Consider the following 14,495-nt stretch of genomic DNA (forward strand, 5'->3'; position numbering starts at 1 on the left):
GAACTCAAAGACTCAAACGTCTGCGCAATGCCTGGACATAATCCTGCCATTCATTGAGCACCGCTTGCTGAATCGATGTAGCACTAATCGCCAATTGGCTGGCTGCCTCTGCAAATGATTCCAGGGTATTTGGCGCTCCCCATTCAGGCGCGGACAATCGTTGCTGACAGAATATTCGCCAGCGTTCTTGCTCTTCGAAACTCAATGTCTCGGGAAAGTTACGTGCGCGATATCGAAATAATAATTCAGGTAAACGTTCATCATCGAACGGCCATTGTTGTTGCGCTAATTGTGCAGGGTCAGCAGCTCTGACTTGCTCACACAAACGCCGATCCCGATCTCCGATAAAGCCATCGTATAACTGTTGCTCCGGGTCCTGGCTTGACGAGAAATCGTCGCTGGAATAAATCGCCGCGACTTTATCTCGCCAAACTTGCTGTGCGTCATTTAGCCGCAGCGCCCGTTCCTGATATAGCGCCATATCCAGCCCCAGGCGTTGCTGATCTTGAGGACGAAGTACCGACAGCGGTGCCACCACCGGGCATTTGTTGATATGAATGAGTTTGAGCGGCACCGGCAACTCGCCGTCAGCCAGATCATCGCGGCGGGTATACAGGCGCTGACGCAGCGTCTCGGCATCCAGGTCAAGCAAGCCCTGAGGGTCCAGGTGCAAGTCGCAGACAATCAGCGCGTTCTTGTTGCGCGGGTGCCAGGCCAGGGGCAGCACTACACCGACATAGTGACGAGCCGCCGAAAAACGTCCGCAAATGTGCACCATGGGTTGCAGCAGCCGAACCTGATCCATCACCTTCTGTTTACTGCGCAACTGGAACAGCCAGTCATACAGCTTCGGTTGTTTTTCCCGAATCAGTCGGGCCAGGGCAATGGTGGCGCGCACATCCGACAAGGCCTCGTGGGCATTGCCATGATCGATACCATTGGCCACCGTCAGCCGATCCAGTTTAAGCGTCACCCGCCCCTCGTCGTCCACGGGCCATGACAGGCCGTCGGGACGCAAGGCATAGGCCGCGCGCACCACATCGATCAGGTCCCAGCGGCTGTTGCCGCCCTGCCATTCACGGGCATACGGGTCGAAAAAGTTTCGATACAGGCTGTAGCGGGTCATCTCGTCGTCGAAACGCAACGTGTTGTAACCCGCCCCACAGGTACCGGGGGCCGCGAGTTGGGCATGCACCCGCGTCATGAAGTCGGCTTCGCTCAACCCTTGCCCGGCCAGGAGGCTTGGCGTGATACCGGTGATCGCGCAGGCTGCCGGATGCGGCAGGATGTCGTCGCTGGGCTGGCAGTAAAGGTTGACCGGCTCGTCTATTTCATTGAGTTCGAAGTCGGTGCGAATCCCCGCCACTTGCAGCGGGCGGTCGCAGCGGGGGTTGATGCCAGTGGTTTCATAGTCGTACCAGAAGATGGAGGTCACGGGCTGTTCCTGAACTGAAGACTGGCGAAGTTTAGGCGCAGACAAGTCGCTGCGGCCAATCAATCTGTCATTCAATTACCTGCGGCTTCTCACTGTGCACTACATAGTTATGTCGTTTGCCCCCGAGAGACTGCTAGCATCGGACAGAGATTGAATCCCGACCCGGCCCCATCATTCAGGTTGCCCATGCTCGAGACCACAGCACTGCCAAGGAAAGCGACGCTGTCCCCGCCACTGGATACGCGGTATCAAGTCGAAACGCCCGAAGGCATCGACTTGCCACTGCGCCCGGCCGGGCTGATGGTCCGTGCGCTGGCGTTCTCCATCGACCTCGGGCTGCGCGGGTTGATGCTCGGTTTGCTGTTCAGCGTCCTGGCGTTTCTCGGCAAACTCGGTGCCGGGCTGGGCTCGATCCTGCTGTTCGGGGTCAGTTGGTGGTACATGGTGCTGTTCGAAGTGCTCAATCAGGGTCGCTCGCCCGGCAAGCAATGGATGGGGTTGCGGGTGGTACAGGACGATGGCACGCCCGTCGGCTGGTCGGCCTCGTTGCTGCGCAACCTGCTGCGTTTTGTCGACCTGTTGCCGTTCGGCTATTTCCTGGGGGCCATCAGTTGCCTGCAACACCCGACCTTCAAGCGCCTCGGCGACCTGGCCGCCGGCACGCTGGTGATCTACAGCGAAAAACCGCTCACCCGCCCCGAACTGCCTGAAGCCCAACCCAGGCGCCCGGCGTTTGCCCTGACGCTGACCGAGCAACGCGCCATCCTCGGTTTTGCCGAACGCCAGGGTGAGCTCTCCGATGCCCGGGTCCAGGAACTGGCAACCATCCTCGCCCAGCCATTGCAGGTTCCAGCGCCACGGGCGGTGGCTGAACTCAACGGCATCGCCCGCAGCTTGTTGGGCCCCGCATGAAGCAAAGCCTTTTCGAAAGTCGCCACAAGGCCGAATGGGAGCAGTTCGCCCTCATGCTTGACCGGCTGGAACGGGGCAAGGAAGCCTCAAGAATCGCCAGTTTCCCGAAAGACTATCGTCGGCTCTGCCAACACCTGGCCCTGGCACGCGAGCGTGGCTACAGCAGTTTCCTGGTGGACTCGTTACAGCACCAGGTGCTGCGCGGCCATCAACAGTTTTACCGGCATCGCAGCCGACTGGGGGCCAACGCGCTGGCGTTCATCCTGGCCGGCTTCCCGCAACTGGTACGCCAACAGTGGCCTTTTGTATTGGCCGCCGGCCTGATGTTTTTTGGCAGCCTGATCGGCATGGGCTGGCTGGTGTACCTGTTCCCGGACCTGATCTACAACCTGATCCCGACCGAGCAGGTGACCGAGATGCAAAGCATGTATGACCCCGTTGCCGGGCACCTCGGTCGGTCGGCCGAACGGGCGGCCAGCGAAGACTGGGTGATGTTCGGCTACTACATCATGCACAACATCGGCATCGCCTTTCAGACCTTCGCCAGTGGTTTGCTGTTTGGCCTGGGCAGCGCGTTTTTCCTGTTCTTCAACGGCTTGACGATCGGTGCGGTAGCCGGGCACCTGACCCACATCGGTTACGGGCAAACGTTCTGGTCATTCGTGATTGGCCACGGGGCCTTCGAGTTGAGCGCCATCGCCCTGTCCGGCGCTGCCGGCCTGCAACTGGGCTGGGCGCTGATTGCACCGGGGCGCCTGCCTCGGGCCGAATCCTTGCGTTTGGCTGCGCGTAAAAGCGTACTGCTGATTTGCGGGGTCATGCTGTTTCTGCTGATTGCCGCGTTTATCGAAGCCTACTGGTCGTCCATGACCGCGCCCACGCCGATGACCAAATACCTGGTCGGCGTTGCGCTCTGGTGCTTGGTGGCGGTGTACCTGCTGTTTGCCGGACGGACCCGCCATGCGCCTGAGTGACGCTAGCGTGGTGATTCGCCCGCGCACCACCTGGGAAGCCATGGACCTGGGCGTGCTGATGAGTCAACGGCACCGTCACCTGTTGATGACCAGTTGGGCCATCGTGACCTTGCCGACGTTCGCCCTGCTCAGCCTGCTGTTATGGGATTCACCGTCGCTGGCCGTGTTTATTTTCTGGTGGCTCAAACCGGCGTTCGAACGACTGCCGTTGTACATCCTGTCCAAAACCCTGTTCGGTGAAACCCCGACGCTCAAACAAGCCCTGCGCCAATGGCCGCAACTGCTCAAGCCACAACTGCTGGCGAGCCTGACCTGGCGGCGCCTGAGCCCGAACCGCAGCTTCGTGATGCCGGTGGTGCAACTTGAAGGCCTGAGCGGCATGGCGCGACAACAGCGCTTGCACGTCCTGCTGCAACGCAATGCCGGTGCCGCGCAGTGGCTGACGATCATCGGCGTGCACCTGGAAAGCGCCTTGTGGATCGGCTTGATGGTGCTGTTTTACCTGCTCTTGCCCCAGCAGATTGAACTGGACTGGAACTGGCAGACCCTCATCGCCGCGGTCAATCACGACTGGCTGTGGCTGGAGCACCTGACCAACGCCTTTTACGCACTGGTGCTGGTGGCCTGGGAACCCGTTTATGTAGCCTGCGGCTTCAGCCTTTATTTGAACCGGCGCACGGTGCTGGAGGCCTGGGATATCGAACTGGTGTTCCGCCGGATGCGTCAGCGCCTGAGCGGCGCGGCAGTCGTCCTGCTGCTGGCGGTGATCGCATGCATACCGACGGCGCAAACCGTCTGGGCCGCCGAGCCGGTCATTTCACCGGACTCGCCGCGCCTGCTGGACCAGCCCCTGACCAGTCAGGCGTCCCGGGACAGCATCAAGGCGATCCTTGATCAGCCGCCGTTCAAGAACAAGGAAACCGTTACCCGATATCGTTTTGGCGAAGACAAGCCCACCCCAAAACCCCGTCCGATGGCAACGCCCCCGAATGGCTGAAGACGCTGCTCAGGCTGCTGGACAATCAACGTTTCAGCGCACTGGCCACATTGATCGAAGTGGTGTTGTGGGGCGCGGTGATTGCGGCCGCAGGGCTGTTGATCTGGCGTTACCGCGAGTGGTTGCAGGCGTTTGTCAACCGTCGACCGGCCCTTCGTCGAAAGCTCGATCGCCCGGTGCCCAAGCAGTTATTCGGGCTGGACGTCTATCACCAAACCCTGCCGGCCGACGTTGCCGCGAGTGCCGAAATCCTCTGGCAGACCAACCCTCGGGAGGCCCTCGGGCTGCTGTATCGCGCCCTGCTCAGCCGCTTGTTGCATGACTTCAACCTGCCCTTGAAAGACGCCGACACCGAAGGCCAGGTGCTGGTGCGCGTAGGGCAATTGCAACAACCGGCGCTGCTGGCCTTCAGTCAAACCCTGACCCGACACTGGCAGAACATGGCCTACGGGCACCGCTTGCCGCCGGCGCAATTGCAACAGGAACTCTGTGACGGCTGGCGCGCGCTGTTCAACCCGGGAGCCGCCCATTGAGCCGGCGTGGATGGCAGGCGCTTGGCGCGCTGTTCGCGGTGTTGCTTGGCGCGTTGTGCTTTTATTTGTACCTCAAGGCCACACCCTATCAGGAAGTCGTCGATCACGGCGCCTCCCCGAAGCACGGGCCAATCCCTACCTGGCGGCGGAGCAGTTCCTGCGCAAGCAGAGCCTCGCCGTTACTCACGCCAACAGCCTCGACGTACTGCCCGGCATCGACCCTCGCCAACACAGCCTGCTGCTGCTCGGGGATCGCTCGACCATGACCGCGCGCCAGATCGATCAGGTGTTGAACTGGACCCGGGCCGGCGGCCGTCTGCTGTTCGTTGCCGAGTCCTTGTGGGATGAAAAGACCGGCCAGAGTAAAGACCCGCTGCTCGACCGGGTGCAGTTGCACCAGACCTTGAGCAAAGACCTCAGGGACCTGCCGCCCGACCCCATCGACGATCCTTATCCAGAACTGACCAAGCTCTACCTGGAAGACGAAGACGCCCCGGCGTACGTCAGCTTCGATACCGAGTTCCACCTCGAAGACCCGAAAAATATCGCCCAGGCCTGGGCCAACAGTGGCAAAGCCACGCACATGATGCAGCTGGACCACGGGCTCGGCTCGATCACCGTGGTCACCGATGCCGACCTGTGGAAAAACCCGGCCATCGACCAATACGACAATGCCTGGCTGCTCTGGTACCTGAGCGCCGACACCGGCGTGACGTTGCTGTACAACACTGATCACGACTCGCTGTTGACCTTGCTGCTGCGCTACTTCCCCCAGGCACTGGTCGCCCTCGCCGCCTTGATTATCCTCGGTTGCTGGCACGTCGGTGTACGTCAGGGTCCGATCCTTGAGTCCGCACCAAGGGCACGCCGACAACTTCAGGAGCACTTGCGCACCAGCGCCGATTTCATGTGGCGTCGCAATGGGCAGAACAACCTGCTGCAAGCCTTGCAGCAAGACATTTTGCGCCGCGCCCGACGCCGTCATCCCGGTTTCGAACAATTGGCGGTTACCGAACAATGGCTGGTGCTCGCGCGCCTGACCCGGCAACCCACCCGCGCCATCAGCCAGGCCCTGAGCCCTCGCCCGAAACAGCGGCTGTCCAGCGCTGAGTTCAGCCGTCAGGTCGCCCACCTGCAAACCTTGAGGAATGCCCTATGAGTGAGATCGAGCCCGGCACACAACAGCACGCCGCCCAGCAGCGCCAGCGCGCCAGCCAATTGGCCCAGGCCGTGCGCAACGAATTGCAGAAAGCCGTGATCGGCCAGGATGCCGTGATCGATGACGTGCTTGGCGCACTGATCGCCGGCGGCCATGTGTTGCTCGAAGGCGTACCCGGCCTGGGTAAAACCCTGCTGGTCCGTGCCCTCGCCCGCTGCTTCGGCGGCGAGTTCGCGCGCATCCAGTTCACCCCGGACCTGATGCCCAGCGACGTCACCGGGCATGCGGTGTACGACCTGCAAACCGAGCAGTTCAAACTGCGCAAGGGACCGTTGTTTACCAACCTGCTGCTGGCCGACGAGATCAACCGTGCCCCGGCCAAAACCCAGGCGGCGCTGCTTGAAGCCATGCAGGAACGCCAGGTCACGCTTGAAGGCCGGGCACTGCCCATCGCGCAACCGTTCATGGTGCTCGCCACGCAAAACCCGATTGAACAGGAAGGCACGTACCCACTGCCGGAAGCCGAGCTGGATCGTTTCATGCTCAAGGTGCGCATGGACTACCCCGACGCCGAGCAAGAGCTGGACATGGTCCGCCAGGTCAGCCGCTCGACCCGCGCCGACATGCTCGACGTGCAGCCCTTGCGCACGGTGTTGCAGGCCAAGGACGTGATGGCGCTGCAACGCATTGCCAGCGACTTGCCCCTTGACGAACAGGTGCTCGACTACGCCATTCGTGTGGCCCGCGCCACTCGCTCCTGGCCCGGCCTGACTCTCGGCGCGGGCCCACGGGCATCGATTGCCCTGGTGCGTTGTGCCCGGGCACGAGCATTGTTGCGCGGTGGCGAGTTTGTGATACCGGACGACATCAAGGGTTGTGCCCTGGCGGTGTTGCGCCATCGGGTGCGGATTGCTCCGGAGCTGGACATTGAAGGGCTGGACGTTGATCAGGTGCTCGGCCAGTTGCTGGATCAAGTCACGGCGCCGAGGGTTTGAACACCTTGATCAAAATCTGCACCGCCTGGATAAAAGATCGCAGCCTTCGGCAGCTCCTAGGGGGGCTGTGGCTGCACTCGATCGGTGTAGGAGCTGCCGCAGGCTGCGATCTTTTGAATGCACAACGCGGTGCCACCCGATGAAACCCTCGCGTCTGTTGCTGATCTGGCTCTCGGCGCTGCTAGGCCTGGGCATCGTATTGGGTGCGCTGCGGGCGCTCGAAATCGACATACCCAAAAACCTGCCATCAATCAGTTGGGCACTGTTGCTGGCGCTTCTGGCCTTGAGCGTTCTCGACGCCATTGGCCTCAAACGTCTGCCCTCGCCGCGCCTCAAACGACAGATGCCCGGCAGCCTGGCGCTCGGTCGTTGGGGCGATGTGCAGTTGGAGGTTGAACATGATTTTGCACAACCGCTGAACGTACAGGTCTACGATCATGCCCCTGACGGTTTGAGCGTCGAACACTTGCCGCAAGCAGTCGAACTGCAACCCGGCCAGCGCAGCCTGATCCGCTATCGCCTGCGCCCTCTCAAGCGCGGACACTTCGCTTTCGAACACTGCGAAATCGACCTGCCGAGCCCATTAGGACTATGGTCCGGTAAACGCCTGCTGAGCGTGGCCGACACCACCCGTGTCTACCCGGATTTCGCCCGGCTCTACGGCGGCCAACTGCTGGCGGTGGATAACTGGCTCAGCCAGCTCGGCGTGCGCCAGCTCCAGCGGCGTGGATTGGGGCTGGAGTTTCATCAGTTGCGCGAATACCGCGAAGGCGACAGCTTGCGCCAGATCGACTGGAAAGCCACCGCCCGCCAACGCACGCCGATTGCCCGGGAGTATCAGGACGAGCGCGACCAACAGATTATTTTCATGCTCGACTGCGGCCGACGAATGCGCAGTCAGGATGACGAACTCAGCCACTTCGACCACGCGCTGAATGCCTGCCTGCTGTTGAGCTACGTTGCACTGCGCCAGGGCGATGCTGTGGGCTTGAGTACCTTTGCCTGCGATCAACCGCGTTACCTCGCACCCGTCAAAGGTCCGGGCCAGCTCAAAGTGCTGCTCAACGCCGTTTACGACCTCGACAACACGCAACGCCCCGCTGACTACCAGGCAGCCGTCAGCCAACTCCTCGTTCGTCAGAAGCGCCGCGCGCTGGTGGTCATCGTCACCAACTTGCGCGATGAAGACGACGAGGAGCTGCTGAGTGCCGTCATGCGCCTGGGCCGCCAACACCGAGTGCTGGTGGTCAGCTTGCGCGAAGAGGTACTCGATGAGCTGAGGCAGGCACCGGTGCAAACCTTACCCGAGGCACTGGCCTATTGCGGTACGGTCGACTATTTGAATGCACGGGCCGAGCTCCATGAGCGGCTGAGTGCTCATGGTGTGCCGGTGCTTGAAGCCCGGCCCCACGAATTGGGAGCCGGATTGGTGACGCGTTATTTGAGCTGGAAAAAAGCCGGCGTGCTTTAGGCGGCGTTCTCAATTAGTTTTCCCGCCGCGTTGTCGCCTTAAAGCAAGATCAAAAGATCGCAGCCTGCGGCAGCTCCTACGGGGACCGTGTCACCAGGACATGGTGGGTAAACACTGATCCTGTAGGAGCTGCCGCAGGCTGCGATTTTTGGTTGCTCAGGCAGAAGCAGGCAACGGCTGAAAGCTGAAATACCGGCGCAAAGCATTCACCAACTGCCCATATTCCGGCGGTGCCCGTTGCAGGCGGAACCCGGTGTCATAGTGGTGGGGTGTGGCGTCTTCGTGGCACCACAGGCAATACGCGCGCACGTCGATAACCTGCTGGCAGCCATCGCTGCCCGGGATTTTCAGACGCAAGTCGAAGTCCGCGCCAACCATCATCGGCAACTGACTGATGAGCATCAACCCGTCTTCAGACACATTGCCCAGAAAGCCGATGGGTTTGTCGGTGACGCTGTTGAACACTTTCAGAAAATACGGCAGTTGATGCCGCTCGATACGGCGCTCAGTGAACATGCTGAATTCGCTACGCAAGGCCCTTAAGCAGGGCCGCACCAATGCTTCGGAACGGGCGCTTTGCTTCATTTATATAAGCAATAGAGGCCCGCTCTCCCTGCTTCCGGTGTGGCAATCCATAAACCGCTGCCACGTCTACCGCTGCCAGTCGCAAGTGTTACGTCAGTTTAGAGGCAAGGCTCTAATCCGGTTATTCGACTATAGCCCACCCTATACAGTCGGCCAGCCGTTGTATGAGATCTATCATCAGAAGCCGGTCGGCTGCACCGCCGCCGCGCTGCGCGTCGGGTAATGACCCAGCGACTGCAGGGTTTCCAGGCGCGCGCGGGCACGGTAGGCGTATTCGCTTTGCGGGTACGAGGCAATGATGAACTCGTAGGTTTGCGCGGCATCGATAAACAGCTTTTGCCGTTCCAGGCATTGGCCGCGCATCATCGACACTTCCGGCTGCACGTAGCGCCGGGCGCGGCTGTCGCGGTCAACCTTGGACAGCTCGAGCATCACCTGCTCGCAATTGCCCCGGTCATAGGCGCTGTAGGCGTTATTCAAATGATGGTTCATCGACCAACGGGTGCAGCCCGTGACGCTGAGGGCGCTGATGGCAAGGGCGGCAATGAGCACGAATCGCATGGGGGTTCTCCTGTCTTGAGCTCTGTATCGACCCGTTGCGCAAAATCTTCAGGCGGCCTGTAACCAAAAGTATTCGTTTCAAGATAAAAACGAATAAGTAGTGCATTCGAACAATGACTACAGCCAGAGAGCATAGTAGCCTCACTCAGCGCTTGAACTCAGGAGTCTATGCATGTCCGTCCGTCGCACCAAAATCGTCGCTACCCTTGGCCCGGCCAGTAACTCGCCGGAAGTTCTCGAACAGCTGATTCTGGCTGGCCTGGACGTCGCCCGCCTGAACTTCTCCCACGGCACCCCCGACGAGCACAAGGCTCGCGCGAAGCTGGTGCGTGACCTCGCTGCCAAGCACGGCCGCTTCGTCGCCCTGCTGGGTGACCTGCAAGGCCCGAAAATCCGTATCGCCAAATTCGCCAACAAAAAGATTGAGCTGAAGATCGGTGATCTGTTCACCTTTTCCACCAGCCATCCGTTGACCGAAGGCAACCAGCAAGTGGTCGGCATCGACTACCCGGATCTGGTCAAGGACTGCGGTGTGGGCGACGAGCTGCTGCTCGACGACGGCCGCGTGGTGATGCGTGTTGATACCGCCACCGCCACCGAACTGCATTGCACCGTGCTGATCGGCGGCCCGCTGTCGGACCACAAAGGCATCAACCGTCGCGGCGGTGGCCTGACCGCTCCAGCCCTGACTGAAAAAGACAAGGCCGACATCAAGCTCGCCGCTGAAATGGAAGTCGACTACCTCGCCGTGTCCTTCCCGCGTGACGCCGCCGACATGGAATACGCCCGTCAACTGCGCGACGAGGCCGGCGGTACTGCCTGGCTGGTGGCGAAGATCGAACGCGCCGAAGCCGTGGCCGATGACGACACCCTCGATGCGCTGATCAAAGCTTCCGACGCGGTGATGGTTGCCCGTGGTGACCTCGGCGTGGAAATCGGCGACGCCGAGCTGGTGGGCATTCAGAAGAAAATCATTCTGCACGCACGCCGCCACAACAAGGCGGTGATCGTCGCGACCCAGATGATGGAGTCGATGATCCAGAACCCGATGCCGACTCGCGCCGAAGTGTCCGACGTGGCCAACGCCGTGCTCGACTACACCGACGCCGTGATGCTCTCGGCCGAAAGTGCTGCCGGTCTGTACCCGCTGGAAGCCGTGCAAGCAATGGCGCGCATCTGCGTCGGTGCTGAAAAGCACCCGACCAGCAAGACCTCCAGCCACCGCATCGGCAAGGTCTTTGAAAGCTGCGACCAGAGCATCGCCCTGGCCGCCATGTACACCGCCAACCACTTCCCGGGCGTGAAGGCGATCATCGCCCTGACCGAAAGTGGCTACACGCCGTTGATCATGTCGCGCATCCGCTCTTCGGTGCCGATCTACGCGTTCTCCCCGCACCGCGAAACCCAGGCCCGCGCGGCCATGTTCCGTGGCGTCTACACCGTACCGTTCGACCCGGCATCGCTGCCGCCTGAGCAAGTCAGCCAGGCCGCGATCGACGAGTTGCTCAAGCTCGGCGTCGTGGCGAAAGGCGACTGGGTCATCCTGACCAAGGGCGACAGCTACCACACCATCGGCGGTACCAACGGGATGAAAATCCTGCACGTTGGCGATCCGATGGTCTGAGTGACGGACAGCTGAAAAACAAAAGCCCCGCCATGTGAATGGCGGGGCTTTTGCGTTGAAGATCAAAAGATCGCAGCCTTCGGCATATCCAAGGTTCAATGCCGATTGATAAACCCCGACAACGCCGCCATCGCTTCCGGCGAACGCAGTCGCTGGGTGAACAACAGCCCCTCCTCTTCGATCACTTTGCGGATCAACTCCCGATCCGGGGCTTTCATCAATTGCTTGCTGATGCACACCGCCTCGGTTGGCAGTGATTCAAAGCGCAACGCCATCTCCCGCGCCTTCGCCAACGCGGCTTCGCCATTGCCCAGCGCTTCGGTGGCAATCCCCCACGCCGCCGCTTGTTCGCCGCTGAAACCTTCGCCGAGCAACAGCAACTCCGCCGCCTTGGCGTGCCCGAGCAAACGCGGCAGGATCAGGCTGGAAGCGAATTCCGGGCAGAGCCCGAGATTGACGAACGGCATACGCAATCGTGCATCGCGACTGATGTAGACCAGATCGCAATGCAACAGCAGGGTCGTACCGATGCCCACCGCTGCACCGGCCACGGCAGCGATCACCGGTTTGCGGCACTCGAGCAGATTGAGCATGAAATCAAACACCGGGCTGTCGAGGTTGCTCGGCGGTTGCTGGATGAAATCGGCGATGTCGTTGCCAGCGGTGAAGCATTCACTGCTTCCGGTGATCAGCACGGCGTTGATTTCGGGGTCGCTGTCGGCCTGTTTCAGCGCTTCGGCCAAGCAGCTGTACATGGCGCGGGTCAGGGCGTTTTTCTTGTCGGGGCGGTTGAGGCGCAAAGTCAGCAGACCGCGCTCGCGTTCAAGTTGGATGGCATCGGTCATGGCGAGTCTCGCGTCGTTAAACGATCAGCGCTCAACCACGGGGCAGGAAGACATCAGCCAGCAGTTGATTGCGCGGCAATCCCGCCAGGTACAGGCGCCGGGCAAAGGCGTCGACGCTGTCGGGGGCACCGCAGAGTAAGGCCAGGGTTTGCCTTGAAACAAGCCGCAGTTGCGCCAACGCCTGTGGCAACTCGGCCGGGGTCCAGAGTTCGACCGTGAGGTTTTCACGGCCAACGGCCATGGCTTGCAGGGGTTTGGTCAGGTAATGCTCATTGACATCATGGGCCAGGTGAATAACGCGGATGGCGCCCTGGTGATCCTGACGCAACGCTTCTCGCAGCACGCCGAACAACGGCCCCAGACCCGTGCCGGCCGCCAATAGCCACAACGGTCGAGTGTGCCAGTCCGGGTCGTAATGCAGGGCGCCGCCACGCAGTTCACCAAGGCGGATCGTGTCGCCAATCTGCAACCGGCGCGCGGCGTCGCTGAATTCGCCGGGCTGGCGGCAATCGAGGTGAAACTCCAGGAAGCGGTCTTCTTCCGGCAGGCTGGCCAACGAATACGGCCGCGCCACCTGACCGGCCCACAACACCAAGTGCTGGCCGGCACTGTAGCGCAGCGCACGCATAGGGATAACGCGCAAGCGCAACACGTTGGCGCTTAGCCAATCGACGGCGGCGACTTCGGCCGGGCGACCGTCCTGTTGCGGGTCAAAGGCGTGCACCTGCAAGTCCTCGACCACCGAACACTGACACGCCAGGCGCCAACCTTGCTGACGTTGCTCGGCGCTCAACGCATCCGGGCGGCTGTCGCTGGGCAACCCTTGCACGCATTGCACCAGGCACGCATGACAACTGCCGGCGCGGCAGCTGTAAGGCACTGACACGCCGTTGCGATTCAAGGCATCGAGCAGGTTACTGCCCGCCTCGACCGACCACTGCCGTTCGCCGACCCGTAACTCAGGCATCGACATTCTCCCACGCCGCCGCGCAACGATTTCGGCCATCGCGCTTGGCGCGATATAGCGCCTGATCTGCACGTTGCAGGGCGTCGTCGAGGTCATCACCGAGTTCCAGCAGGGTCATGCCGGCGGACAAGCTGAGGTTGCGCACGTTCAGGCCGAACAACTCGACATCGGTAAAGGCAATGCGAAGCCGTTCGCAACAGGAGGTCAGGCGCTCGGCATCACAATCGGGCAGCAACACCACGAATTCTTCGCCGCCGTAACGGGCCAGCACATCACCGTCACGCAGGCAGGCCGTGGCCACCCCGGCGAAGGCTTGCAACACCTGATCGCCAGCGGCGTGGCCGTGCACATCGTTGATACGTTTGAAGTGGTCGAGGTCGATCAGCGCCAGACCGTGGATCACGCCGGCGTCCATCGCATTGAGCTCGCGGGAGGCCAGGCGCAGGAAGTGACGGCGGTTGAACAGCCCGGTGAGTTCGTCGGTGGCTACCAGGTCTTCGAGCTGGCGCATCATCCCGCGCAAGGTGTCTTGGTGCGCCTGCAAGGCAAAGCGTCGTTGGCGCATGAGTTGGCGCGAGGCTTGTACGTAACGGGCGTAAAGCACCAGCCACACCAGTACGATAAACAGCACGCACACCTGCAACAGCGCCAAGGCCGGGTCGGGCAACTGGAAGTGATAGCCGTCCCACAAGGTGATGGCGCTGAAACTGAAAAACACCAGCAGCGCACACCTGACAAAGGCACGGCGCGACAGGTGGAACAGGCCGAACAGCAGAATCAGAATGTAGAACACCAGAAACGCGCCGCGGGCCCCGTCCAGGTGAGAGATCAACCAGGTTTGCCAGCCCAGGCCCAGCAATACCTGGACTTCGGTCAGGCTCGGGTCGCTAAAGCGCAGGTTGCAACCGCTGTAGAACACCGCGAACAGCGCCGCCTGACTGATGACCACCAACGCGCTGCCCACGGCGACGCCGGCCAGTGGTTCGTCGTAGTGCCCGGTGAAAAACGCCAGCCACAGCAGCAGTAATGCCAGGGCATAGGTGCCGGCCGCGAGGGCAAAACGTTTGAGCAACAGGCGCTGGATGGCGTTATGGGTCAATCGTTGACTCACCAAAGGAAAAGTGGCTGAAAGAGTGTCCTACTCTACAGGCCGATGGCCACTTTAGTGGCGTGACCGGCAAATGACCATTCTATTTTCGGGGCGAAAAGCTGGCGTCAGAACACTGACTGAAATCCCCCCTGTTTCCCTGCCTGACGCCCACCTGTTCACCTCTATTCCCCTTTGTTCCCCTCGATCCCCCTTTGTTCACCTCGATCCCCCTTTGTTCCCCTTCGTAGGAGCTGTCGAGTGAAACGAGGCTGCGATCTTTCCACGTTCACTTGAGGCTCAAGCGAAAGATCAAAAGATCAAAAGATCAAAAGATCAAAAGATCGCAG

Annotated in this window: 11 protein-coding genes and 2 pseudogenes; 7 read left to right on the forward strand and 6 right to left on the reverse strand. The window is 61.0% G+C overall.

Going from position 1 to position 14,495, the window contains the following annotated elements:
* Window positions 1–4: 4 nt before the first annotated feature.
* Complete coding sequence (gene sbcB, locus JFV26_RS16975; RefSeq protein WP_201194116.1) at window positions 5–1,435, reverse strand: exodeoxyribonuclease I; 1,431 nt, start codon at window positions 1,433–1,435, stop codon at window positions 5–7.
* Window positions 1,436–1,621: 186 nt separating this feature from the next.
* Here sbcB and JFV26_RS16980 point away from each other — a divergent pair, with 186 nt between their 5' ends.
* The 6 genes and pseudogenes from JFV26_RS16980 (at window position 1,622) to JFV26_RS17005 (ending at window position 8,476) form a co-directional block, all read left to right on the forward strand.
* The gene (locus tag JFV26_RS16980; protein WP_201194119.1) at window positions 1,622–2,347 is read left to right on the forward strand and encodes an RDD family protein; all 726 of its coding nucleotides are present in this window, start codon (window positions 1,622–1,624) and stop codon (window positions 2,345–2,347) included.
* Window positions 2,344–3,321 (forward strand): stage II sporulation protein M, encoded by a 978-nt coding sequence (locus tag JFV26_RS16985; RefSeq protein ID WP_201194121.1) that lies wholly within the window; start codon window positions 2,344–2,346, stop codon window positions 3,319–3,321. Before JFV26_RS16980 ends, JFV26_RS16985 begins: the two co-directional genes overlap by 4 nt.
* Window positions 3,308–4,851: pseudogene (locus JFV26_RS16990) on the forward strand (DUF4129 domain-containing protein). The gene JFV26_RS16985 and the pseudogene JFV26_RS16990 overlap by 14 nt, the downstream one beginning before the upstream one ends.
* Window positions 4,848–6,010 (forward strand): annotated as a pseudogene (locus JFV26_RS16995) (DUF4350 domain-containing protein). The pseudogenes JFV26_RS16990 and JFV26_RS16995 overlap by 4 nt, the downstream one beginning before the upstream one ends.
* Complete coding sequence (locus JFV26_RS17000; RefSeq protein WP_201194122.1) at window positions 6,007–7,005, forward strand: AAA family ATPase; 999 nt, start codon at window positions 6,007–6,009, stop codon at window positions 7,003–7,005. The pseudogene JFV26_RS16995 and the gene JFV26_RS17000 overlap by 4 nt, the downstream one beginning before the upstream one ends.
* Before the next feature lie 139 nt (window positions 7,006–7,144).
* Window positions 7,145–8,476 (forward strand): DUF58 domain-containing protein, encoded by a 1,332-nt coding sequence (locus tag JFV26_RS17005; RefSeq protein WP_201194124.1) that lies wholly within the window; start codon window positions 7,145–7,147, stop codon window positions 8,474–8,476.
* Between the two features lie 156 nt (window positions 8,477–8,632).
* Here the strand turns inward: JFV26_RS17005 and JFV26_RS17010 are convergent, their stop codons facing one another.
* Window positions 8,633–8,992 carry a PilZ domain-containing protein gene (locus JFV26_RS17010; RefSeq protein ID WP_201194125.1) on the reverse strand — a complete coding sequence of 120 codons (360 nt, stop codon included), beginning with the start codon at window positions 8,990–8,992 and terminating at the stop codon, window positions 8,633–8,635.
* 246 nt (window positions 8,993–9,238) lie between these two features.
* Window positions 9,239–9,622 carry a tetratricopeptide repeat protein gene (locus JFV26_RS17015; RefSeq protein ID WP_201194127.1) on the reverse strand — a complete coding sequence of 128 codons (384 nt, stop codon included), beginning with the start codon at window positions 9,620–9,622 and terminating at the stop codon, window positions 9,239–9,241.
* A gap of 172 nt (window positions 9,623–9,794) precedes the next feature.
* On the opposite strand from JFV26_RS17015, the gene pyk reads away from it, so the two are divergent.
* Window positions 9,795–11,246: a pyruvate kinase gene (gene pyk, locus JFV26_RS17020; protein ID WP_201194129.1), complete on the forward strand. Its 1,452-nt coding sequence runs from the start codon at window positions 9,795–9,797 to the stop codon at window positions 11,244–11,246.
* Between the two features lie 95 nt (window positions 11,247–11,341).
* On the opposite strand, the gene JFV26_RS17025 is transcribed toward pyk, so the two are convergent.
* The 3 genes from JFV26_RS17025 to JFV26_RS17035 are packed head-to-tail and all read right to left on the reverse strand — an operon-like array spanning window position 11,342 to window position 14,157.
* Entirely contained in the window at window positions 11,342–12,091 is a 750-nt protein-coding gene (locus JFV26_RS17025; RefSeq protein WP_201194131.1) for an enoyl-CoA hydratase-related protein, read from the reverse strand.
* Between the two features lie 31 nt (window positions 12,092–12,122).
* Window positions 12,123–13,058, reverse strand: a complete 936-nt coding sequence (locus tag JFV26_RS17030) for an iron-sulfur-binding ferredoxin reductase (RefSeq protein WP_201194133.1) — start codon at window positions 13,056–13,058, stop codon at window positions 12,123–12,125.
* Window positions 13,051–14,157 carry a GGDEF domain-containing protein gene (locus JFV26_RS17035; RefSeq protein WP_201194135.1) on the reverse strand — a complete coding sequence of 369 codons (1,107 nt, stop codon included), beginning with the start codon at window positions 14,155–14,157 and terminating at the stop codon, window positions 13,051–13,053. The genes JFV26_RS17030 and JFV26_RS17035 overlap by 8 nt, the downstream gene beginning before the upstream one ends.
* Window positions 14,158–14,495: the final 338 nt, after the last annotated feature.

The organism is Pseudomonas sp. TH31 (genome assembly GCF_016650815.1).
GTDB lineage: Bacteria > Pseudomonadota > Gammaproteobacteria > Pseudomonadales > Pseudomonadaceae > Aquipseudomonas.

Excerpts from the sequence above, each read along its gene's own strand:
- JFV26_RS16985 (WP_201194121.1), top strand. The coding sequence starts at position 2,344 with ATGAAGCAAAGCCTTTTCGAAAGTCGCCACAAGGCCGAATGGGAGCAG.
- JFV26_RS17030 (WP_201194133.1), bottom strand. The coding sequence starts at position 13,058 with ATGCCTGAGTTACGGGTCGGCGAACGGCAGTGGTCGGTCGAGGCGGGC.
- JFV26_RS16980 (WP_201194119.1), top strand. The coding sequence starts at position 1,622 with ATGCTCGAGACCACAGCACTGCCAAGGAAAGCGACGCTGTCCCCGCCA.
- JFV26_RS17025 (WP_201194131.1), bottom strand. The coding sequence starts at position 12,091 with ATGACCGATGCCATCCAACTTGAACGCGAGCGCGGTCTGCTGACTTTG.
- JFV26_RS17005 (WP_201194124.1), top strand. The coding sequence starts at position 7,145 with ATGAAACCCTCGCGTCTGTTGCTGATCTGGCTCTCGGCGCTGCTAGGC.
- JFV26_RS17000 (WP_201194122.1), top strand. The coding sequence starts at position 6,007 with ATGAGTGAGATCGAGCCCGGCACACAACAGCACGCCGCCCAGCAGCGC.
- pyk (WP_201194129.1), top strand. The coding sequence starts at position 9,795 with ATGTCCGTCCGTCGCACCAAAATCGTCGCTACCCTTGGCCCGGCCAGT.
- JFV26_RS17015 (WP_201194127.1), bottom strand. The coding sequence starts at position 9,622 with ATGCGATTCGTGCTCATTGCCGCCCTTGCCATCAGCGCCCTCAGCGTC.
- JFV26_RS17010 (WP_201194125.1), bottom strand. The coding sequence starts at position 8,992 with ATGTTCACTGAGCGCCGTATCGAGCGGCATCAACTGCCGTATTTTCTG.